At 36.8% G+C, this 23,409-nt stretch carries 16 protein-coding genes and 2 riboswitches (1 of these 18 running past the window's edge); of the genes, 8 read left to right on the top strand and 8 right to left on the bottom strand.

The annotated features are described in order from the left end of the window. Both HWV54_RS02050 and HWV54_RS02055 read left to right on the top strand, forming a co-directional pair. Positions 1-1,093, top strand: the 3' portion of a protein-coding gene (locus HWV54_RS02050; protein ID WP_005864676.1) for an HlyD family secretion protein. Its footprint begins 17 nt before the window's first position; only the last 1,093 of its 1,110 coding nucleotides appear in the window; its start codon lies beyond the left edge, outside the window; the stop codon is at positions 1,091-1,093. A 7-nt stretch (positions 1,094-1,100) separates the two neighbouring features. Next, positions 1,101-2,672 (top strand): DHA2 family efflux MFS transporter permease subunit, encoded by a 1,572-nt coding sequence (locus HWV54_RS02055; RefSeq protein ID WP_005864674.1) that lies wholly within the window; start codon positions 1,101-1,103, stop codon positions 2,670-2,672. Between the two features lie 1,188 nt (positions 2,673-3,860). On the opposite strand, the gene HWV54_RS02060 is transcribed toward HWV54_RS02055, so the two are convergent. The 3 genes from HWV54_RS02060 to trhO form a co-directional block, all read right to left on the bottom strand. Continuing rightward, positions 3,861-4,445: a GNAT family N-acetyltransferase gene (locus HWV54_RS02060; protein WP_040296360.1), complete on the bottom strand. Its 585-nt coding sequence runs from the start codon at positions 4,443-4,445 to the stop codon at positions 3,861-3,863. A 50-nt stretch (positions 4,446-4,495) separates the two neighbouring features. Next, complete coding sequence (locus HWV54_RS02065; RefSeq protein ID WP_005864671.1) at positions 4,496-5,629, bottom strand: type III PLP-dependent enzyme; 1,134 nt, start codon at positions 5,627-5,629, stop codon at positions 4,496-4,498. A 1,144-nt stretch (positions 5,630-6,773) separates the two neighbouring features. Then, positions 6,774-7,691, bottom strand: a complete 918-nt coding sequence (gene trhO, locus HWV54_RS02070) for an oxygen-dependent tRNA uridine(34) hydroxylase TrhO (protein ID WP_040296437.1) — start codon at positions 7,689-7,691, stop codon at positions 6,774-6,776. 318 nt (positions 7,692-8,009) lie between these two features. On the opposite strand from trhO, the gene HWV54_RS07140 reads away from it, so the two are divergent. Both HWV54_RS07140 and HWV54_RS07145 read left to right on the top strand, forming a co-directional pair. Continuing rightward, positions 8,010-8,111 carry a hypothetical protein gene (locus HWV54_RS07140; protein ID WP_280641476.1) on the top strand — a complete coding sequence of 34 codons (102 nt, stop codon included), beginning with the start codon at positions 8,010-8,012 and terminating at the stop codon, positions 8,109-8,111. Between the two features lie 61 nt (positions 8,112-8,172). Then, on the top strand, positions 8,173-8,364 hold the full coding sequence (locus HWV54_RS07145) for a hypothetical protein (protein ID WP_280641470.1): 192 nt from the start codon (positions 8,173-8,175) through the stop codon (positions 8,362-8,364). Positions 8,365-8,649: 285 nt separating this feature from the next. Here HWV54_RS07145 and HWV54_RS02080 read toward each other — a convergent pair whose 3' ends face one another. Further along, a complete protein-coding gene (locus tag HWV54_RS02080) occupies positions 8,650-9,480 on the bottom strand; it encodes a ferredoxin--NADP reductase (RefSeq protein WP_005864668.1) in 831 nt (276 codons plus the stop codon). 2,350 nt (positions 9,481-11,830) lie between these two features. On the opposite strand from HWV54_RS02080, the gene alr reads away from it, so the two are divergent. Beyond that, positions 11,831-12,952 (top strand): alanine racemase, encoded by a 1,122-nt coding sequence (gene alr / locus HWV54_RS02085; protein ID WP_005864665.1) that lies wholly within the window; start codon positions 11,831-11,833, stop codon positions 12,950-12,952. A gap of 319 nt (positions 12,953-13,271) precedes the next feature. Here alr and gcvP read toward each other — a convergent pair whose 3' ends face one another. The 3 genes from gcvP to gcvT are packed head-to-tail and all read right to left on the bottom strand — an operon-like array spanning position 13,272 to position 17,564. Beyond that, entirely contained in the window at positions 13,272-16,067 is a 2,796-nt protein-coding gene (gene gcvP, locus HWV54_RS02090) for an aminomethyl-transferring glycine dehydrogenase (RefSeq protein ID WP_005864664.1), read from the bottom strand. A gap of 4 nt (positions 16,068-16,071) precedes the next feature. Further along, the gene (gcvH, locus tag HWV54_RS02095; protein WP_005864662.1) at positions 16,072-16,440 is read right to left on the bottom strand and encodes a glycine cleavage system protein GcvH; all 369 of its coding nucleotides are present in this window, start codon (positions 16,438-16,440) and stop codon (positions 16,072-16,074) included. 5 nt (positions 16,441-16,445) lie between these two features. After that, on the bottom strand, positions 16,446-17,564 hold the full coding sequence (gene gcvT / locus HWV54_RS02100) for a glycine cleavage system aminomethyltransferase GcvT (RefSeq protein ID WP_005864660.1): 1,119 nt from the start codon (positions 17,562-17,564) through the stop codon (positions 16,446-16,448). 44 nt (positions 17,565-17,608) lie between these two features. Then, positions 17,609-17,702, bottom strand: a riboswitch (glycine riboswitch). Then, positions 17,703-17,802, bottom strand: a riboswitch (glycine riboswitch). It abuts the riboswitch before it with no gap. 437 nt (positions 17,803-18,239) lie between these two features. On the opposite strand from gcvT, the gene HWV54_RS02105 reads away from it, so the two are divergent. The 3 genes from HWV54_RS02105 (at position 18,240) to HWV54_RS02115 (ending at position 22,473) form a co-directional block, all read left to right on the top strand. After that, the gene (locus HWV54_RS02105; protein ID WP_040296358.1) at positions 18,240-18,902 is read left to right on the top strand and encodes an LON peptidase substrate-binding domain-containing protein; all 663 of its coding nucleotides are present in this window, start codon (positions 18,240-18,242) and stop codon (positions 18,900-18,902) included. 13 nt (positions 18,903-18,915) lie between these two features. Beyond that, the gene (locus tag HWV54_RS02110) at positions 18,916-19,116 is read left to right on the top strand and encodes a Trm112 family protein (RefSeq protein ID WP_005864656.1); all 201 of its coding nucleotides are present in this window, start codon (positions 18,916-18,918) and stop codon (positions 19,114-19,116) included. A 2,325-nt stretch (positions 19,117-21,441) separates the two neighbouring features. Next, positions 21,442-22,473 (top strand): aspartate-semialdehyde dehydrogenase, encoded by a 1,032-nt coding sequence (locus HWV54_RS02115; protein ID WP_005864652.1) that lies wholly within the window; start codon positions 21,442-21,444, stop codon positions 22,471-22,473. 112 nt (positions 22,474-22,585) lie between these two features. Here the strand turns inward: HWV54_RS02115 and HWV54_RS02120 are convergent, their stop codons facing one another. After that, on the bottom strand, positions 22,586-23,209 hold the full coding sequence (locus HWV54_RS02120; protein ID WP_005864651.1) for an SH3 domain-containing protein: 624 nt from the start codon (positions 23,207-23,209) through the stop codon (positions 22,586-22,588). Positions 23,210-23,409 lie beyond the last annotated feature (200 nt).

Here is a 23,409-nt window from a genome sequence, read left to right on the forward strand (position 1 = left end):
AATTGTTTCAAATAAACATTTTAATAGAATAAAAGGAAGGAAAATAACTAGTGCTCTTCTTATTGTTCTTGCACTTTTTGTGCTTTGGTTTAGCTATAAATGGATAACACATTGGCGTTACATGCTTACTACTGAAGATGCTTATGTACAAGGAGATATAGCGGCTATTGCTCCTAAATTAAATGGATATATTGAGGAAATTGCTATTAAAGCCAACCAAATTGTAAAAAAAGACGATGTCTTATTCCGCTTAGATAATGGAGATTATCAAATAGCCTTGGAACAAACAGAAGCCCGTCTTAACACACAAAAAAAAACTCTTCTACGTATTGATACACAAATTACAGCTGCTCACAGTGCTTTAGATGATGCACAAGCACAAAAAGCTGCTGCTTCAGCTGTAGCGACCAACACACAACTAATCTTAAAACGCATCACAGAACTTAAAGCTAGTCGTTATGCCCCTCAATCTGAAGTTGATAATGCTAAATCAGCTTATGAACAAGCCATTGCTAATGTTAACCGTGCGGAAGCACAAATAGCCGCAGCACGAGCAAATATCCAAGTTTTAGAAGCACAACGAAGTGAAACAGAAAGCCAAACAAAGAGTTTAGAACTTATGCGTGAAAAAGCACGACGTGATCTCAATTCAACTATTATACGGGCTCCATTTGATGGTGTTATTGGAAATTTAACAGCGAAAATGGGAGATTTTGTTATGAATGGACAACGTCTAGCAGCATTAGTCCCTATGCATGCACTTTATATTGAAGCAAACTATAAAGAAACGCAGTTGCAAAATATTCATGTTGGCCAAACAGCTTATATTACTGTTGATGCCTTCAAAAAAGAAGTATTTACAGGTACAGTACTTTCTATTGCACCTGCCACAGGAGCTGTTTTTTCTCTCCTCCCTCCACAAAATGCCACCGGCAATTTTACTAAGATAGTTCAACGCATTCCAGTCCGTATCTCTATTCCAGAAGAAGCATTGAAAAGCGGGCGTATTCGGGCAGGAATGAGTGTTTCTGTAGAAATTGATACACGCACAAAGCCGCAAAATAAAAATCTCTCAATAAATAAAAACGAATGATCTTACTATGATATCTTCCATACCAGAAACCACGCATTCTCAAGAGCGTATAGAAATTAGCAAAATCGTTGTTTTTATTGCCATGGCCTTTGGCATGTTCATGGCTATTTTGGATATCCAAATCGTTTCCTCTTCCTTAGCTGAAATTCAGGCTGGTCTTTCAGCAAGCTCTGAAGAAATTTCCTGGGTTCAAACTTCCTATCTCATCGCTGAAGTCATTATGCTGCCCCTTTCTGGATTCTTAGGAAGAATGCTTTCAACACGCGTTTTCTTTAGCATATCAGCTATCGGATTTACGATTACCTCTATCCTTTGTGCAACAGCAACATCTATTGAAGAGATGATTGTATACCGCGCACTCCAAGGCTTTATTGGTGGAGGAATTATTCCTAGCGTTTTTGTCGCCTCTTATATACTTTTTCCCCCTTCCAAACGCCCAATTGTTACTCCTATCGTTGGACTGGTCGCAACATTAGCACCTACTATTGGCCCAACAGTAGGAGGCTACCTCTGTCATATCACATCATGGCATTGGCTTTTTCTCATCAATGTACCCTGCGGAATTATTATCTCAATTCTCGCTTGGAAATTAATTGATTTCGATAAAGCCAACCCCTCTTTAATAACTCAACTTGACTGGTTAGGCCTCATTTCTATGGCTGTTTTTCTAGGAACTTTGGAATATATTCTAGAAGAAGGTGCACGTCATGATTGGTTAAATGACAATTTAATTCTAAACTTATTCATTCTCATGATTTTGTCTGCAGCCTTATTCTTCTGGCGTGCTTTTACTGCAAAAGAACCAATTGTTGATCTTTCAGCTTTTTCCAATTTCAATTTTTCAACCGCAGCGGTTTTTTCTTTTATGCTTGGAATAGGTCTTTACGGACTCACATATCTTTATCCTGTCTATTTGAGCCAAATTCGCCATTATGATGCTCTAATGATCGGAAAAACGCTGTTTCTTTCGGGATTTATCATGCTATTAACCGCTCCCCTTGCTGGATTTCTTTCAGCACGAATTGATGCACGTCTTATGATGGCAATAGGACTTTTTGGTTTTGCAATAGGAACCTGGATGTCTAGCGCCATCACAGACAACTGGGAATTTGAGGAACTCTTTTGGCCCCAAATTTTCCGTGGTGCTTCCGTTATGTTATGCATGGTTCCTGTCAACAATATTGCTCTCGGATCACTTCCACCAGAACGAATGCAAAACGCCTCTGGACTTTTTAATCTTACACGTAATCTTGGTGGTGCGGTAGGACTTGCTATTATCAGCACTCTTATAACAAAACGCACAGATTTACACTATGAGCGAATAGCCGAAACTCTCCAACAAGGAAACAGCCAAGTAACTGAAATGCTTTCAAAGCTTATGTTTTACCTCAAAACTGCAACTTTTGATCCACATGCTCTTGCTCTCCTCCAACTTTTTAATATGGCACGCATACAAGCAACGGTTATGGCTTTTAGTGACATTTTCTTCATAATAACCATTATTTTTAGTGTCTTGACATTCATGACTATTTTTCTCAAAAAAACACCACCACTTACCGATCCCTCTTCAGGTCACTGAATTTAACTCAAAAAAGTTGAGGAGTATCCTTTATTTTTCATCAATCGTTTTCTCCTATTCCCTATGATTTTTTAGATGACATCAGTGTCACAACATCGATACTGAGTGATTATTCCTAAGCGAAATCTTACTAATACATTAAATACCAAGTAATTGCGTATGTTCAAAAATTCCCCTTTCATAAATGAAAGAATTGGACAGTTTTAGATTATAATGAAAAGCTCTTATTTTATCTAAAGCACTTAAAGTTCTTATACTGTATAGATAAATTAGTTATTTCTATAAGATTTTTGCTTCCTGATCCTATAACAGGAAAAAACCATTGGAATAATGTTTGTATCTTTACTCCAAAGAGTATTGTGACGATACGTTATTTTCAAAGAAAAGCTGCTCTTAAATATATAAATTTACCGTTTTCAGCCCTAAAGAAACTAGATATCTAAATTTTGATCCCAATACTAAGAGATTCTCCCACCATTACTATTTCAACACGAACTTAATTCGTAAAAAATTCTCAAACTATTTATTTTTCTAAACATAATAACACATCGAACAGTATAAAACCAAACAACGCTTATATTCTCTTTCTATGACAGTTAGCTTCAAAACTGTTAAGCGCAGCAACAAACAATCGTATTATTAGAATGTACATTCACAACTTGTTCAAAGCCATTAAGAACTAATATTTTGCCTCATTTAACGCAGCAGAAAATACTTAAATACATCCTTCTCTATTTATAGATTATCATTTTCAATTTACAAAATTCTCAAGGTACAAACTTAATAATTGTAGTTGCATCCATAAATTATAAAAAACTAACCCTTTTAGCATCGTAATTTATGAAATACCACCACTATTTCAAAACAGCTTTTGATCAATTTCTGCTGGTTCGCGCCTTATATCTTATTACTCAATTAAGATTTTTTTCAACATCAACCAACTAAACGCTCTATAAAAACTAGTGATAAAAGATGACATCAATAACCTTACTAAAATCATCCAAGACACAGTAAAACACTGAGTATCCTCAAAAAATTAAAAGAAACTATTAAAGATTAAAAAAATGCAAATGAAAAAATCGTGCAATACAATAAAGCTATTCTAAAACTTTGCATTTCATAAAAACACCTTGCCATGAATAAAAAATGGATAACTCCTTTAATTACCATTTTTAGAAAATAAAACTCTCAAGCTACTTTATGAGGCTGAAAACGATGCAAATATTCTCGTTCTCCACTAGGAGCTAAAGTACCATGACATGCAGAAAGATGTCCTGGTATTAATTCCAGCGCCTGAAAACGGTGTTTCTCATAAGGGCCAGGCATCGCTAAATTTTTCGTTAAGCTGCTGGAAAAACCAAAACGCCGATAAAATGCACAATCACCTACAAGTAAAATAGCACCATAACCGAATTTTTTTGCCGTTCTAATTGCATGTTGCATAAGAACAGACCCTATGCCCAAACCAGAATATTCTGCTGAAACAGCCAGAGGCCCCAAAAGCAAAGCATGCTGTATGCCATTTTTCCCTTTGTTAAACCGCACATGCCAAAGACGTATACTGCCCACAAGCTCTCCAAGCGCATTTTTAACAACAAAGGAAAGCCCATACGCAGCCAACCGGCCCCGACGTAAAGCCTCTGACGACTTACGCTTACGCCCTTTTCCCAGAGCTAAATCAAGTAATTGTTCCCGATATGGCTTATCAGCTTCTTGTTCGCATGCAAGTGTAAAAAGTGCACCATCTTTTGTTTGAAAATTAATCATATTCATACTTGTTACACGCCCTACTATTCTACCCTTTGTTATCATAAAGTAAAGACTCAAATCACATAGGATCGCAAAGGCTCAAAACCATTAAAGGCAACAGATGCATAAGTTGCCGTGTAAGCACCAGTCCCATGAATCAACAACTCATCCCCCACCGTAAGAGATAGAGGTAACAAATAAGGTGTTTTTTCATAGAGAACATCTGCAGAATCACATGTCGGTCCCGCTAAAATACAAGGCTCCATTGCTTTATCGTCATGAGGTGTTTCAATAGGATAGCGAATTGCTTCATCCATAGTCTCAACAAGACCATTAAATTTTCCAACATCAAGATAAACCCATCGGACATTATCATTGTCTGCTTTTTTGGATATAAGAACAACTTCTGTGCGAATAACACCAGCATTACCAACCATTCCACGCCCTGGTTCAATGATTGTTTCAGGAATACGATTGCCAAAATATTTTTTCAAAGAATCAAAAACAGCCATACCGTAAACTTGTTCTGTAGGAACATCTTTCAAATAACGTGTTGGAAACCCCCCCCCCATATTAACTAATTTCAACGAAATTCCTTCTTGCTCCAAACGTTTAAAAACTGTAGCTGCATCCGATAAAGCACGATCCCATGCGCTAAGATCCGTCTGCTGAGATCCCACATGAAAAGAAACACCATACGCTTTCAAGCCTAATTGATGTGCCCGACGCAACACATCAACCGCCATAGCAGGAACACAACCAAACTTACGTGACAATGGCCAATCCGCGCCTTTTCCGTCGGTAAGAACTCGGCAAAAAACGCGAACTCCTGGAGCAGCACGCGCAATTTTTTCAACCTCTTCAATACAATCAACCGCGTAAAGTGAAATACCAAGTGCATATGCACGCGCAATATCGCGCTCTTTTTTAATAGTATTTCCAAAAGAAATACGCTCAGGTGTTGCTCCCGCTTTTAAAGCCATTTCAATTTCAGCAACAGAAGCCGCATCAAAAGACGAGCCTAAAGAAGCAAGTAAATTCAAAATCTCAGGAGCTGGATTTGCTTTTATCGCGTAAAAAATACGAGATTGCGGAAGAGCTTTTTGAAAATTTAAATAATTTTCACGAACAACATCAAGATCAACAACTAAGCATGGACCTTCAAAACAATGTGTCGCAAGAAAATCGCGAATACGTTGCGTCGCCATCTACCAATTCTCCCAAGGGAATAAAATCCCTACTCTATGCCTGGACAGCACAGAGCCGCCAATAGCCAAAGGACAAAATACACATAGCTAGCATTAGCACTCCGATTACTTTAATAATCAGGAAGAACTAACATTGCATGTAACGAAAGAACACCGCAGAAAATGCGTTGTCCTATCTTTTTCTGCCTTTTTGATTGGAATGAGAAAACCACTTCCGCACTGAAGGCAATGAGGTGTGCCTCTATAGTTATCCCAGCATTTTTGCTGGAAGACACCAGAAAGGCCCGCACCGTCGTTGCTTCAAGATGTCCTCACCCTTCGGTTGGCCGTAAGAATGACTGGAGCGGTTAGTTCCAGGTACCGTACCGGTTAATCTCACCATTTGAGAACCAGCGGACACCCACAGGCACGTGCGACTTTGGGCAAAAAGTTATATAAAACGAATTCTTATTTATTTCAATTATTTTTTTTGTTTTAAACATTTTTTAATTTTTAAAGACAAGATGATGTAAAAAAACAACATCTCCCTAACAAACTAAGTCTCTTTATCTTCTTTAATAGCTTACAGCCTTTATAAGATCCCCACATCATTGTGTTACGAATTCACAACTTTGTTTTTAAAAATCTCTGTGTGTGAACTTCTTGTTGGAAAGTTGCAGCTATTAATCCATAGTACAGTTCGTGCATCTCATCATAAGAATACTGATAATAGTACTCTTATAGCTCCATTATCCTTATGTTTATGAAATAATAAATCAGTCATCATCATATTTACCTACTACCTACCCCACAATAAACTTGCTCCTGCACTTAAATAGCCCGTTCATCGTATATTTTATTTTGAAAACTAATTTTCAAGTCACACGTCCGTCCTTTAGACTATTTTCGCCATTAAACTATCAATGAAAGCATTTTTACTGATTCAAAATTAAAAGTATTAAAATTAGCCAAATACCACAAGATTAAAGACGCCTGATCAAAATAGGCAGAAATGACTTAATTTATAAGTCAATAACTTAAATTTCACAGCTAACAAAAGACAGAACGATGCTCCACCTGCTAAAATACTTTCCCATTGGCACTGCAAATTCTTCTCTCTTCACAAGAAAAAAGTTAAAATTTTAAATACTAAAATACAATGTCTTTAGGACTCTTGATGGGAATCAATCGTACGCAATTTTGATAATTGAAATTGCCTATGGCGTTCGCGAAAACGTTGCCTATCAACTTCACTGCGCATACTATAACAAGCATCACACGAAACACCTTCTTCATAATGAGGAGACAATTTGCTCTCAGCATTAAGAGGAAAACGACATGCACGACATAACTCGCGCTCACATTCTTCAAGACCATGTTTAACAGAAACACGCTCATCAAAAACAAAGCACTCTCCCCACCACAAACTTTCTTCTTTTGGAATTATTTCCAAATATTTCAGAATCCCACCTTTTAAATGGTAAACCTGTTCATAGCCAAGTTCACGAACATAAGCTGTTGATTTTTCACAACGAATACCGCCTGTACAAAACATAGCAATTTTCTTCTTCTTCTTTAAATCAGCTTCATGCTTGAGTATCCATGCAGGAAATTCACGAAATGTCTTAATATGCGGATCAATTGCTCCTTGAAAGCTCCCAATAGCATATTCATAATCGTTACGCGTATCAATTAAAATTGTCTCTTCATCTTGAATAAGGGCATTCCAATCCTTAGGATCAACATAAGTCCCAACAACCTTTAACGGATCAACACCTTCAACTCCCATTGTTACAATTTCTCTTTTCAATCGTACTTTCATACGCCGAAAAGGCATTTTTGATGCCCATGAGTACTTAATTTCTGGTATTTGAAACGCTGGTTCAGCTTTAATAAAATCCACTAATGTTTCAATAGCAGCCCAAGATCCTGCAACAGTCCCATTAATACCCTCTTGTGCTAAAAGAAGGGTACCTCTGATATCCTTTGCTTGACATAAATCCTGCAAAGGCTTTTGTAATTTACGATAATGCTTCAAATCCGCGAAGCAATAAATAGCAGCAACTCTAATTTTTTTTTCCATGTGTTTTGCCATAACGCGGGTTTCATTCAATTTCAAGATTTATTCATCTATGCTTTAACATTTAACACATTGTGCTTACTCAGACTATAAACAATATCATCTCTTAGAGAAAAATCATGCGTGCCAGAAATAGATGACCTTTTATCACTGTCCAAAGAACAAACCATCGTACCTGTTTTGAGCATTGACAATCTACAAAAGTGTAGTATCCTTAACTGGTGCTCTTGTCAAAGATGGATTGAAAATAATTGAGATCACATTGCGCTCTCCTATGCGTACAATACAATAAAAGCAATAAGACAAAAAGCATCCAAAGCAATTGTTGGAGCAGGAAGAATTCTCAACATTATCCATTATAATAAACAAGCCGAATACACAGGAGCAAAATTTATCGTAAACCCCGGATTATCAATAAATTGATTGATTGTGCAAAAATAGTGAAATCTCTTTTCTTCCCAAAGCAATGAAACCAAATAAATTAATGCAAACATGGAACAAAGATTATTCATATTTTAAATTTTTTCCTGCTGAAACAACAGGAAGTATAACCTTTGTCCAAACCCTAGCATCTCCTTTATCTGAAATCCGATTTTGCCCAACAGGCGGCATTACAAAAAACACGGTGCAATGGCTCAGCTTTCTAACGTCTTTTGCGTTGGGGGTTCTTGGATAGCACCCAAAACAGCTTATTGCAGCAAGTGATTAAAACATGATCAGCACATTAGCACATGCAACAACAGAGCTATCCTCTCATCCTTCCAAAAGCACGCTCCGCAACATGAAGGTGCAGATGCATTATTGACACCTTCAAAAAGACCATCCTCTCATATATTCCTGTCATAATCCTTCAGCATCGCCATAGAACCACAAATCATCATATCTTGATCAGAAGTAATTTTGGATAAACACTTCTTTTAAAAAATATCATTTTCCAGATAAAAAAGAGAAAAATCCTCTCTCATCCGACAAAAGCTCGCTCCACAACATATGTAGCAGGTGCATTATTAGCGCCCTCAACAAGACCAAAAGATTCGCACATCCTTGCACAATCTTTTAGCATCGCTATAGAGCCACAAATCATCACGCGATCTTCATCAGGAGAAATTTTTGGTAGACCAGTCGTTTCAAAAAAAGTGCCACTCTCCATAACAACTGTAATGCGCCCCATATGCTCGGAAAATTCACGAGTAGTCATAGGATAAAATTTCAACTGTTGTGCATACTCACCAATCAATGGATCTTGTTGTAAAGAGGCAACAAGATCTTTTGCATAAACAAGTTCATCTCGCTCACGAGTTGTTTGAATAAGGACGACTTCTGAAAATTTTTCATAAGTTTCAGGATCACGAACAAGGCTTGCAAAGGGTGCAACCCCAGTCCCAGTTGAAAGAAGATATAGACGCTTTCCAGGAACAAGAGCATCAAGAACTAATGTTCCGGTAGATTTCTTACGCATTAAAACTGTATCACCAATTTTAATTTTTTGGAGATGCTCGGTTAATGGTCCCCCAGGAACTTTGATTGAAAAAAACTCAAGCTGTTCATCCCAAAATGGACTTGCAATCGAATAAGCACGATAAATTGGTTTTTCTGCATTTGGTAAACCAATCATAACAAATTCACCAGAACGAAAACGAAAACTTCTCGGACGATTCAAACGAAATTTAAACAAACGGTCTGTATAATGACACACTTCCTGAACAGTAAGAGCAAACACATTTTCAGGAATAGGAAAGCTCGATGCAATACCATTGATGTTTGGCTGAACATTGGTAGTAGACGTATTCATAAACGCTTCCCTATAGCTTTATTCAACGTTAAATCTTCAAATTGATATAATACTTGCATCACCATCTACCAATATTTTTCTCAAAACACAAACTAAGAGATTAACACTTTTGTATCAAAATTAGACGAAAGAGAAAAACTGAACAAAACTCATATCATCCAATAGAAACATCAAAATATTGAATATTAAAAAAACTCAACATTCTCATAAGTTGTAAGACATAATTAATATCAAACATTGCTTATAAAAATATAAAAAATCTCTAATTTTTCAAAAATTATAATCAAAAATATTTAAATAATAGAAATAAAGCTTATGTCTATTTAATGATAATTTTACAATTTCTTAATAAAATCCCCAATAAATTAGTTTTTCTGATTATTATTTGACAATTACGCTACAATACTTGAGAAAAGCTCACCAATACATTATTTTTATAATTAACCTATCAACATCAATAAATCCCTCTTCCCAAAAAACTTTTAAACTTTGCAATCAAAAAATATAAAACCCTGAATTATATCTGTACCTTGAATGAAACAGAAACGACCCCACAGTCTAAACAAAAGCTAAAGAAAAAACCTGTAAAGAACACTACATTGCATTACCGTTGTTAGCAAAAAAAGAAAATATAACACAGGCATCTTTAAAGGATCATCCAAACAATAAGTATAATATTCTACGCAAATATGCTCCTACTCAATCAAATCCATAACAATGAAACAGCAATGTGTCTACATTCAACACAATACATAACATCCACTACTATTCACGTCTTTATCAAAGTAAAATAGGACGTTTCAGAACAAATTTTCAAACACAAAATCACTTAATAATACCGCTCAATTTATGCTTACGTTCTTACTAGTAAACAAATATTAGCAATATCAGAAAGTAGATCAATAACTCGTTTTTAATGCGTTTTGATAGACTTTCCAGCGATAACCACCAAACACATATTACTGGTATTTTGTATTCTCCCATTGATCTCTGTTATCCCTATTATTAACATGAACAGATGAACTATAAGATGCTCAGTGGTCAATAAAATTCGATTTCTGCTTAAATAAACCAGTTTATGAGAAATAAATATAAGACACCCAATAACCATCTTTGGAACGAACAACAATAAAATCAACTGCTTTCAACACATCAGAAAGACTTTTCGCATTTAAATCTTTCCCATTAACCAAGAGCAACTTCATATGCATGAGATGACGCTATCACTCCAAAATTGCTTACAGTATTTATTAATGCAAGTATCATCACTATAGACAATTCGAACTACATAGGAATTATTGCAATCTCTGTAAGTTGGGTGCTTCTTTTACTTTGATTGTATTATCGTCTATAGGAGCTCTAAAGACTGAACTCTGCGTACCTATCATAAAATGAAACGTAAATTGCCAAACCCTTTAGGAATAGTTTCCAACGAAACTAAGAGAATTATAAAATTTATCAAATGTTTTTGAAACTCTAGTAACATCTATAATAGTTTTTGCACCATCTTCTTTTAAATTTGTTATGATAGCAGAAACCAAATTTTCATTTTTAAAAATATCTAATCTGTACTGATGGCCCGTTTTCCATGGAACTCCGATACGACATTGCTTTCCAAAGCCTTCAAGATTGAAATAATAACATTGATGACTCTTCCAATCTATAAACTTCCAAAGAGAGTAATTAACGAAATAAATGCCTTATATCCACCATTCCCGTTTAAAAAAAACTGGTTTGTCCCGTAATAATGAAAACTCGCTTCTCTATTTTTACTAATTTGCTCAAAGCAAGATAAATTATCAAATCCCAAATGAACAAGCTATACATGTCCAACAAGAACAACCCTACCAGCAATAACAGTGTAGCTTAGTGAGCTTATTAAAAACGAATAACATTTTTTGATTCTCCAATTAATGATGAATTTCTCCCTTCATTGATACAAATAAAGTTAAGTTTATTAAAATCACATTTTATAATCTAATGTCGCCAAAAGAGCTTTTGATTCTATTTCTGATTTCACTATGAATGATATAATGCTACAACTTAGCCTTTGTTTTTTAATGCTTCAAACAAAAAGAGTTAAGTAAAACACAAAAATCTAAGCCTTACCAATCATTAAATAAATTACGTGTTCATAAAAATACAAATAGAGAGTAAAATTTCTATTGATTATACTCAAAATAAGCATTTTACCTTAAAAGATTGCTTTGATGATATATAATTCAATGTAAAATGCTCATGATTTTGACAATAACAAACAATACGCACCTCTTTGCCATATATCACAGAAAACTATATGAAATAGTCAAAGGGAATTTCGTGTCTCACTGACTCGAGAGAAGATTTTGAAATGAACAAGTCCAGTAATGATGAAACAAATGCATTCTTTCCTTATACAGCTGTAGCAACCATCGATGTTAGTGCCATAGCTGCTAATTATACCACTTTAGCCCAACGCGTTGCACCAACAGAATGTTCAGCTGTTTTGAAAGCAAATGCTTATGGACTAGGTGCTGATAAAATCGCTCCTGCACTTTATCAAGCTGGCTGCCGTACTTTTTTTGTATCCCAAATTAAAGAAGCACTTCAATTAAAAGACATTTTACCATCAAACACCACCCTATTCCTTCTTAATGATATTCCACCCAATGCAGAAGAATTCACAGCGCAAGCTGGACTTGTTCCTGTCCTTAATTCTTGGCAAGCCATCGAAAGTTGGCAAACACTTTGTCAAAAAAAAAGCAAAAGATTTCCAGCAGTCATTCAAATTGATACCAATATGAACCGATTAGGACTTGATCAGGAAGAGCTAAAACAACTGATTAAACAGCCCACTCTTTTCGAAAAAGCAGAAATAAAATATATTATTAGTCACCTCGCTAACGGAGATGATAATACACATTCATCCAATTATGCTCAATTAACTGCTTTTAAAACTGCGCTTGGACAACTACCTACCTGTAAAGTTTCCTTTGCTAATTCTGGAGGTATTTTTCTGGGTCCAGATTTTCATTTTGATCTTGTTCGTCCTGGCATTGCACTTTACGGAATTAATCCCCATGAAAAAAAAACAACATCTCTCAAACCTGTTTTAAAACTTGAAGCCCAAATCATTCAAAGTCGTTCTATTGATGCAGGACGACCTGTCGGTTATGGAGGTAGCTTCATTACCCGTAGACCAAGTTATCTCATAACCATTTCTATAGGCTATGCAGATGGTTGGTTGCGCGCTCTTTCTAATAAAGGTACCGTTTATTTCAACGGATACAAACTACCCATTGTTGGACGAGTTTCTATGGATTCCATAATCGTTGACGCTACTGACCTTAAACATGCAAAGCCTCAAAGAGGTGATTGGGTAGAACTCATTGGAACATACCAGACACTTGAAAAAGTTTCCGCAGATGCCAAAACCATTCCTCACGAAATTCTAACTTCTATTGGTCCCCGTTATAAACGTATTTACATTTAGAACCACTAAAAAATGAAATAGGGAAAACATCATGATAGTTAGAACAGCAACCTTATCAGCCTTTTTATAAAATTCTTTACGACAATTAACCATATACTCTTGTATATCAATGGTTCCTATCCAACATTCTATTTATCAATATTGTCCATGAAAATTTTAAAAAAAATAATGGAAATCATTAATTAGTATTTTTTTAAGTACCAATAATAAAACGAATATAAATAAAAACTAAAAACAATATCACTCAAATTAATAATGGCTGATTCAAAAAACCCACACATTCTGTATGGGCTTTTCTCGTCAATGAAAACAAATAAATTTAGTACGTATTTTTCAATGGAGGACAGGAACAAATAAGTGTTCTGTCTCCTGCAACATTATCAATACGGGAAACAGGAGGCCAATATTTATCTTCTGGTTCAACAGAGGAATTGGGAAAAGCAGCCTCTTGCCGTGAATAAGGTCGTGCCCAAGCATCATCTAAAGTGTCTACCAATGTATGTGGTGCATTTACTAACGGATTATCTTCTTTTGGCCAAACCCCTTCACCAACTTTTTTAGCTTCTTCAGCAATAGAGAGTAAAGCATCACAGAAACGGTCAATCTCTGCTTTAGGCTCTGATTCTGTTGGCTCAATCATCAAAGTTCCAGGTACTGGAAAAGACATTGTTGGTGCATGAAATCCATAATCAATCAAACGTTTTGCAATATCATCAACACTCACCCCATATTGTTCTTTCAACACGCGTGTATCCACAATACATTCGTGAGCAACACGTCCATGTTTGCCTCGATAAAGAATAGAATAAGCCTGTGAAAGACGCGCAGCAATATAATTAGCATTCAAAATTGCCGTTTGTGTTGCATATTTCAAGCCATCAGCGCCCATCATCCGAATATACATCCATGTAATAACAAGAATAGATGCACTTCCGTAAGGAGCAGCAGAAACCGCATGTGTTGTTTTATCTTTTTCATGACCTGGTAAAAATGGCTTTAGATGCGCTGCTACCCCAATTGGACCTACGCCAGGACCACCACCACCATGGGGAATAGCAAATGTTTTATGAAGGTTCATATGACAAACATCCGCCCCAATATCTGCAGGACGAGCAAGTCCTACAAGCGCATTTAAATTAGCACCATCAAAATAGACTTGTCCTCCATTTTCATGGATAAGAGAACAAATGTCCTTAATACCTTCCTCATAAACACCATGCGTCGAAGGATAAGTAATCATTAAAGCAGCTAACTTATCGCTATGCAATTGCACCTTCATTTTGAGGTCATCAATATCAACATCACCATCACTTAAGCATTTCACAAAAACAACTTCCATACCTGCCATATGGGCTGAAGCTGGATTAGTCCCATGTGCCGATGCAGGAATAAGACAAATATTACGTTGATGTTCCCCACACGATTGATGATATCGACGTATCGCCAAAAGCCCCGCATATTCACCTTGAGCCCCAGAATTAGGCTGGAAAGAAACTTGAACAAACCCTGTGATTTCACACAACCAAGCATTTAACTGATGAATCATTTCCTGATAACCGACAGTATCCTCCTGCGGAACAAAGGGATGTATATTAGCTACCGTTGGCCAACTCACAGGCATTAATTCAGCTGCTGCATTAAGCTTCATTGTACAAGAACCAAGCGGAATCATTGTTCGGTCCAATGCTAAATCCTTATCCGATAAACGCCTCAAAAAGCGCATCATATCTGTCTCTGAGTGAATCGCATGGAAAAATGGTTGTGAAAGAAAAGCAGCATCACGGCCTTTCCCTAAAAGCCGAAAAGAAACCTGATCAACTAATTGTGCGCCCAAAAGCTGTGCCAAAGCACAAGCATCTTCTTCTGTTGACAATTCATCAAAATTGATTGCAATTCTATCATCATCAATAACACGTACAAGGCGCCCACCCATTTTCGCTTGACGAGCAATTTCTTGAGCTCTTCCTTTAACGAAAATACTTATACAATCAAAAAAGTATTTGCCTTCACAATGAATTCCGGCTGCCTCTAAACCACCAACAAAGCGGCATGTTAAATGATGAATCCGCCGAGCGATTTCTTGTAAACCTTGCGGCCCATGCCAAATAGCGTAAGCTGTTGCCATATTCGCTAACAAAGCCTGTGCTGTACAAATATTTGACGTCGCTTTATCGCGTCGAATATGTTGTTCACGTGTTTGCAATGCTAAACGAAAACCAACACGCCCTTTCGTATCCACTGATTGACCAACAATACGTCCTGGAATAAAGCGTGTTAAAGAATCATTTACCGCAAGATAACCAGCATGAGGACCACCAAATCCCATTGGAACCCCATAACGTTGCATAGAACCAACAACAATATCAGCGCCCCACTGAGCTGGTGGTTCCATAAGGGTAAGCGCCAAAGGATCTGCAACAACGATCACCAACGCTCCTTTTTCCTTTGCCTCCTTGATGACTTCGGTGTAATCATTAAAATAACCTTTTGTATCTGGCCAAGATAAAACAATTGCAGCTGTATCAAAACAAATTCCGCCCTTTTCGTCAATGTAAATACCTTGTGTTTCAGCACGCGTTTGCGCAACACTCAAAGTCTGGGGATGCAAAAAACTTTGAATAGAAATTTTTGTTCTTTTCTCACGTGCAAAGCGTACAGCTACCGCATTGGCTTCTGCTAAAGCTGTGGCTTCATCAAGAAGTGAAGCCGCCGCAACCGGCAAACCGGTGAGTTCACTTACTAATGTCTGAAAATAAAATAAAAGCTCTAAACGGCCTTGACTAATTTCTGCTTGATAGGGGGTATAAGCAGTATACCAAGCAGGATTTTCAAAAAGATTGCGCAAAATAACGGGAGGTACATCTGTTCCATGATACCCCTGCCCAATAAAACTTTTATGCACATGGTTACGCCCCATTATCTTGGAGAGTTCTTCCAAGGCTTCCCTTTCACTAACTGCCTTTGGAAGATTAAGTGAACGCCCCAAATGAATAGAGTGCGGAACAGCTTGAGAAATAAGTGCATCAAGGGAATCAAGCTTTAAAACATCAAGCATTTTTTGTGTTTCATTAGGACGAAGTCCAATATGGCGAGAAAAAAAATGACGTTCTTGCATAGACTCATCCAATCAATGCTTTATAAGCAGCTTCATCCAGCAACCCTTCAAGTTGCGTTGCATCCTGCAATGTCATTTTCCAGAGCCAACCTTCTTTTTCGGCTTTCTGATTTACTAGTTCAGGACTATTTGCCAAAGCTTCATTAATTTCAACCACTTCACCATCAAGAGGTGCATAAACATCTGAAGCCGCTTTCACCGATTCCACAACAGCAGCAGCATCCCCTTTAGAAAGCTGTATTCCACTTCTCGGCAAATCAACAAAAACCAAATCACCTAATTGCTCTTGAGCATAATTTGTGATCCCAACAGTAACCACTTCTCCTTCAACACTGAGCCATTCATGATCTTGTGTAAAATAAGTTTTAGACATAAAAATTATCCTTTAAAATAACGTTGTTCAACAAAAGGAAGTGAATGGACAGACAGTGCAATCCTTTTGCCACGCAACTCCGTAAAAACTTCCGTTCCTTCAGCTTTCCAATCAACAGGAACATATCCCATCGCTACAGGACCATCAAAAGAAGGACCAAAACCGCCTGATGTTACCCTCCCAATCTGATTACCTTTATCATCAAGAAGCACCGCCCCTGAACGAATAGGTTGGCGTGTTTGCGGTTTTAAACCAACACGACAACGAGAAGGTCCTTTCTGAACAGCTTCAAGAAAAGCTTTTGCCCCATAAAACCGCGCTTTTTCTCGAACATTCTTGGGAACCGCCCATGTCAGTGCTGCTTCAATGGGCGTAGTATCAGATGTAATATCATTTCCATGCAGACATAACCCTGCTTCTAACCGAAGACTGTCGCGTGCGGCAAGCCCCACCCACTCAACACGAGGATCGCTCAACAATTTTAAAGCCAATGTATGCGCTTGCTCTATAGGGAGAGCAATTTCAAAACCATCTTCCCCTGTATAACCAGAACGCGTCATGAACCAATCCTGTTGTGGTTCAAATCCTTGCATAAACAACAGCTCATTACCAGGTAACCCAGCATCAGCAATAACATCTGCAGCCTGTGGACCTTGGAGAGCAAGCAACACTCTCTCAAGAGCAATTATTTGACACTCAAAACCAACAGAACGTTTCTGAAGTTCAGCAACATCAGCTTGCGCATTACTAGCATTCGCAACCAGTATAAAACGGCATTCTGCCAAACGGGTAATGATAAGATCATCAAGAATACCAGCTTGCTCATTAAGCAAATAATTATAGCGTGATTGACCAATCTTTAACAGCGCGGCATCAACAGGGAGGGCATACGATAAAAATTCAGTAGCTTGTGGTCCTTCAACAGCAATCAATTTCATATGAGAAATATCAAAAAGACCTGCGTGAGCACGCGTATGAAGATGCTCTTTCATAACACCAAGTGGATAAGTCAAAGGCATTTGCCAACCAGCAAAAGCGCCAAATTTCGCTCCAGCTTTTTCATGTAATTCATATAAGGGAAGTATTTTAAAAGAAGATGTTTCAAATTTCTGCACTATGCCCATAATATCTCCGAAGTCGTGCTAACGACCACACGATGTGATCATCTCTGCACCCTTCTGTCATAAACCTGAGAGATTCGCAAAAAAAAGCTTTTGCTTACACCTTCGGTGCGGGCTTTCCCGACTTTCCAGATCTGTCTTCCTCCTTTTACGGTCCTCCGAGCCTGAGAGATTATGGGCTGTTTTCCCCTTCGGCGGCAGGTGCGAAAGTTTGCAGTCTGCACTCTCCCGCAAAAGAATGAAAGAAGCAACAATGCTCTTTCCGACATTTGTTGACCTATAAACTATCTTTTTCATACTGTCATCAGCAAAATGACTGAAGAGCTCTAATTTTATACTTGCATAGGCTGTTTTAAAGGACTTATAATATCGGGTTTTAAGAATTAAAAACATTAGGGATGAGCAGTTCAATAAACAAGGAAAAAAGAAATTACAAAAGGCCAAAAACAAAAATACCACTTGAGAATACAGACTAAAAGGTTCAAAAAACAATATCTTATCTTGCGCGGTTCAATCATAGCTACAAAGTTTGATACTTTCTAACAGTAAATATGCAAGGATATGAAGAGATGTCATTTTAATATATATAGGGAATAGTCTTTTTTGCCGTTAAGTAGTATCATAAACTATAGCTATTTACGCATCAAACTTCAATCGGATAAAGGTTCCAAAATACTCATGAAAGCTGGCAATATTCATTATAATTGTGAAAACGATCTACCAAAACAAATTGCTCTGTTTCCCTTAGAGGGAGCGCTTTTATTGCCAGGTGGTTTTTTATCGCTCAATATTTTTGAACCACAAGCTCTCGAAATGGTTGAAGACGCTATGATATCCAATCGTTTGTTAGGTATCATTCAACCCCTTTCATCAGGTATAGATCGCTTCTCCACACAACTTTACAAAACAGGCTGTATAGGACGCATTACGAACTATAACGAAACAGGAAGTGGGCAACTATTTATTATATTGCAAGGAGTTTGCCGCTTCACCGTAGAACAAGAACTCGTGAATACAAAACCTTATCGGATTGCTATTATCCAATCAAACACAAAAGACCTACAAGAACCAGACATTTCAGAAAGCATTAATCGAACAAACCTCTTAAACATTGTTGAGCAATATCTCACCATACATAAAATAGAATACAATTGGAGCAATATCTTACAAACACCCACGTCTACATTAGTGAATGCTTTTTCAACCCTTATCCCATTTACACCAGAAGAAAAACAAGCTCTGCTCGAAGCTCCAGATATCGGAAGTCGCGCCCAAACTCTTCTCGCTTTAACTGAGCGCTCACTCATGAAGCAAACAGGAATGCATTATCAATTAAACTAATGAATGTTAAAACATGAAAAAAATGTTTACCGACCCTAAAATGCTTGAATTGCTTATCTGTCCAATCACTGGAGGAACACTGTCTCTGAATCGAAAAACACAAGAATTAATTTCGCTCAAAGCAAAACTTGCCTATCCTATCCGTGACGGTATTCCTATTATGCTCCCCTCTGAAGCCCGTCCTTTGCGGCACAATGAAAAAGCAATGCAATAAGAAATATTTTCGTTCAATTTTTCTTTTGTAGCGAACTTTTAAAATAGTCGGCCCGCAAGAAATATTCCTTTGTTCATGTAATTTTTTCAATATTAAGCTGTTTCAGAAAAGTCGTTCCGTAAAAAACATTACCATTATTATAATCTAGCAACGTCCAATGTTGTGTTGCTTTTGTATAAAACAATTCATTAAAAAACATATTGACTCTTTTCTCAAAATTTTTTTTGCTCCTGAATACGAAAATACTCCTTCTATTCCTTATAGAGAAAAGTGAATAAAAATAATAAAAATTAGCATTTACAATGCACAATGTAATTATTATTGGTTACATTGTTCGTGTATAACGTTAATTTATGTAATGAAAAATTATATCAAATCGATAGCAAACAGGAGAGGTTAAAGATGGCTTTATTACCCATGTATTACCCACAGAGCTTGCCCTCCTCCTCACTTCCAAGAACAAATTTCTCCCCTCACTAATTTATAGATTGAGTTTTCCTGAAGTACTCCACTTAGCTACCACTTGTGTATTACTTCATAGGATCATTAGGAAAACTCTATTCTGAAGATTCAATTTAACTTTACACTTAAGTTAGTGCAAAAAAACTAAAACAAAGCAAAAACGACATTGCATTTTTTATATGCATAAATGTACCTTATATCTGTACTGAAAGATAATGTTTATAGCAGTATCAATCATGTTTTTGAAAAAAATAAATTGTAGTCATTCAAAATGTGTTAGTAATCTTGACAAGAAAATAATTTAAATTGGGTTTGACTAAAAAGCATTTCTTAAACTTTGCATCTTGATTTTTGAAATTTTATGCCTTGTCAATCAAACAGAATTAGCCCAAATATAGCAAGCGACATTTTAATCGTAGTGTAAAGCATTTAACTGCCATCAATGTGTTTTTAGAAATTCCGGGCATTTCTAGCAATAGATCTATCTCTTAAGTCAAAATTTTATAGAAAAGATAATACAAAAATTCAAATGATTTCAAACATTGAATTGAAGCCAGTATGGCCGAGGTTCTAAAAACAGTAAACCATAAAAACAAATCTAGTAGAATATTTCAAAGACCATGTGAGCTTTCACCACTTGCACATTTTAAACTCAAATTGAGAAACTTTTATCCGCTCAACTTCTTCTAAACGCTTACAGAAATCATGATCTTAAAAACAGTACTTCTATTGGAAGTAAAAAGGATGGAGAAATTAATTTAAATCTCATCAAAAAAGGCATTATAACAATTGCACTTTAATTTGAGAAAAACCAACAAAGACAACTGTTTTAATTCAAATTAACGATTTAAGGAAATTGATCTACGAATTAACCAATAGTTTTGACCTTATACGCAGCCTTCAATAGGATCTGGAAGCCTGAAACACTCGAACATGAAAATTAATCTGCTTAGCGGATTTCTCGGAATTTCCGGGAGCTGTTTTTATGTCCAAGTGCTATAAGCACTAAAAGCAAGAGGCTGATTCGAATTCAGTGTTTCCAAACTCTGGAATATCAATGCGAGGGTGCTCGCTACCGGCGGAAAGATAAGGTGCAAACCAAAAATCTACATTTTAATGATATTTCTGTAAGTAAAAAAATTCGCTTCAGAAAAAACGTTATGGAATTTTCTCAAAAACAATTAGACAACCACTTAGGTGTAACCTTTCAACAAATCCCAAAATACGAAAAAGGATTGAATCGGTGTTAGCAGGACGCTTAAAGGAAATCGCTGATATTATTGGATGTTCCTATTCCTTTTTTATACTGATATTTCAACAAAAAAAGATACCCCAGATTGTCATGATGATCGAATAGCGAGCAAAACCGAATATCTGCTTTTAAAAGGTTTCAGAGTGCTTAAACCCAAAAAACAGATGGCAATCTTGCGGTTAATTCCTGATTAGCGTGAAAACACCACCACATTTTCATAATTTCAGTGAATGTCCTTTAAATGAACGCCTTTAATAACCTTTAATGAAAAAAATTTACCAACGTAAGCAATGCGTGATGCAATTGTTTAAAACTCAAACATCTCAAGAGAAACAATTGACAGAAGATAAGCACTTCTCTAGATTGAGATACTGTCAAAGAAATATTCATACGGCTTGGCATAAAATATCTAAGCTTTCTCAACTCTTAAAGATCAAGAGGATAGTACATTCAAAATGACCCAACTCATATTTGTTGTAGGTCAGAATTAATGTCCACGAAAATGAAACCTCTGACATCAACAACAATATGATTTAATATAACCTGGCTAATGTACCCTCTCATAGGGTTTGCCTAGGAAACAAAATGGAGAAGGACAGGAGTATGGAAAAATGAGTTTTAAAGTTGCAGTTGTCGGCGCAACCGGAAATGTTGGTCGTGAAATGCTAACAATTCTGGAAGAACGCGGTTTTCCTGCTCACGAAATAATTCCTTTAGCATCACGACGCTCATTAGGGCAAACTGTTTCTTATGGTGAAAAAACTTTAAAAGTAAAAGCACTTGATACGTACGATTTTTCCGATATAGACCTATGCCTGATGTCTGCAGGGGGAAAAATTTCCAAAGAATATGCCCCTAAAATCAGTGCGGCTAATTGTGTCGTGATTGATAACTCATCCACTTGGCGTTACGATTCCAGTATCCCTTTGATTGTCCCAGAAGTTAATGCACAAGCCATTGGAGGATTTTCCAAGCGCAATATTATAGCCAACCCCAATTGTTCCACAATTCAACTTGTCTTAGCTTTAAAACCTCTCCATGATGCTGCTATCATCAAACGCGTTGTTGTGTCCACTTATCAATCGGTTTCAGGAGCTGGTAAAGAAGGGATGGATGAACTCTTTGAACAATCACGGGCAGTTTTTGTTGCAGATCCAATTACATCAAAGAAATTCACCAAACGTATTGCTTTTAATGTCATTCCCCATATCGATGTTTTCATGGAAGACGGTTATACGAAAGAAGAATGGAAAATGATGGTTGAAACGAAAAAAATTCTTGATCCTAAAATTAAATTAACAGCCACTGCTGTTCGGGTTCCCGTCTTTATCGGTCATGCTGAAGCCGTGCATGTCGAATTTGAAAAACCTCTAAGTGCCCATGAAGCACAGGAACTTTTACGCAATGCGCCTGGATGCCAGCTTATTGATAAACACGAAGATGGTGGCTACATAACTCCTTATGAAGGAACTGGTGAAGATGACACATTTATTAGCCGTGTTCGTGAAGATATCACTGTTGAAAATGGTTTAGCTTTCTGGATTGTTGCTGACAATTTAAGAAAAGGTGCAGCATTAAATGCAGTTCAAATTGCTGAATTACTTATTTCTCGTAATTTAATAAGACCTAAGTCAGCGACTTAAATAAAAAGCAACATGCCTCACGCTACTGTATTTTTTTCCTGCCATCTCAATAACAGTGTCTACCCTTATAACCAGTTCCTTGAAAAGAAGATCATAGGTGGTACTGGTTTCTTTATTGAGCAGGATATGTTACAATACGATAACGGTTTTCATTGCGTTCAAAGTTTCTGAAATTGACGCTATCAGGAAAAAAAGGATTATAAGCAGTCACGTGTTTTACAGATACATCATGCGTCTTCGGTGAGGGATTTAAAATTGTCCGTTCATCCCTTTTTTTTACACCTGTTGAATCGATAATCACATCTGTTCTGTACAGTTTTTGCACTTTTTTTTGCATTTTTTGAGGTACAGTAATTGTCTTAAAACCAGCGTTATTTCGCTTCATTTTTCCCTGCTGTGCTTTTATCATAGAGTTTAGCTCCATACGCATAGGTGCAAAAGAAATTATAGGGACGTTTTTAACATTTAAATAATGCGCAGACGTCCAACCAGCTCTTCCATTATAGTAAAGTGAGCACCAATTCTTATTGGAGAGACAGCCATTAATTAACACTTTTGCGCCAGTTGGGATTGTTGCAATAGCTTTATAAGTTATAGCTGGACCTGTGCGTAAAATTACATGACCTGTTGTTACACGAGCAACTGTCCCAGCACTTACATTAGAAGCAAATACTCCAACCCCTAATCCACCAAAAGATAAAATCATTGCAGTTGATAAAAAATTCTTCTTTAACATTCTCTCTTATTCCTCTTCTATAGTGTAAGAAGCCTCCAATTTGCTACACACCAAATAAAGTGGTGACCAATTCATTATTTCCTTCAAAGACCCACCATATTTAGAAAAAAGCTTTCTTACTTTGTTCCCGATCGCCTTATACACACAGCCCATTGTTCTGATTGCAGGATTCACCCCATAGGTACACTAGTTTCAAAGAC

It is taken from the genome of Bartonella alsatica, assembly GCF_013388295.1.
GTDB classification, from domain to species: domain Bacteria; phylum Pseudomonadota; class Alphaproteobacteria; order Rhizobiales; family Rhizobiaceae; genus Bartonella; species Bartonella alsatica.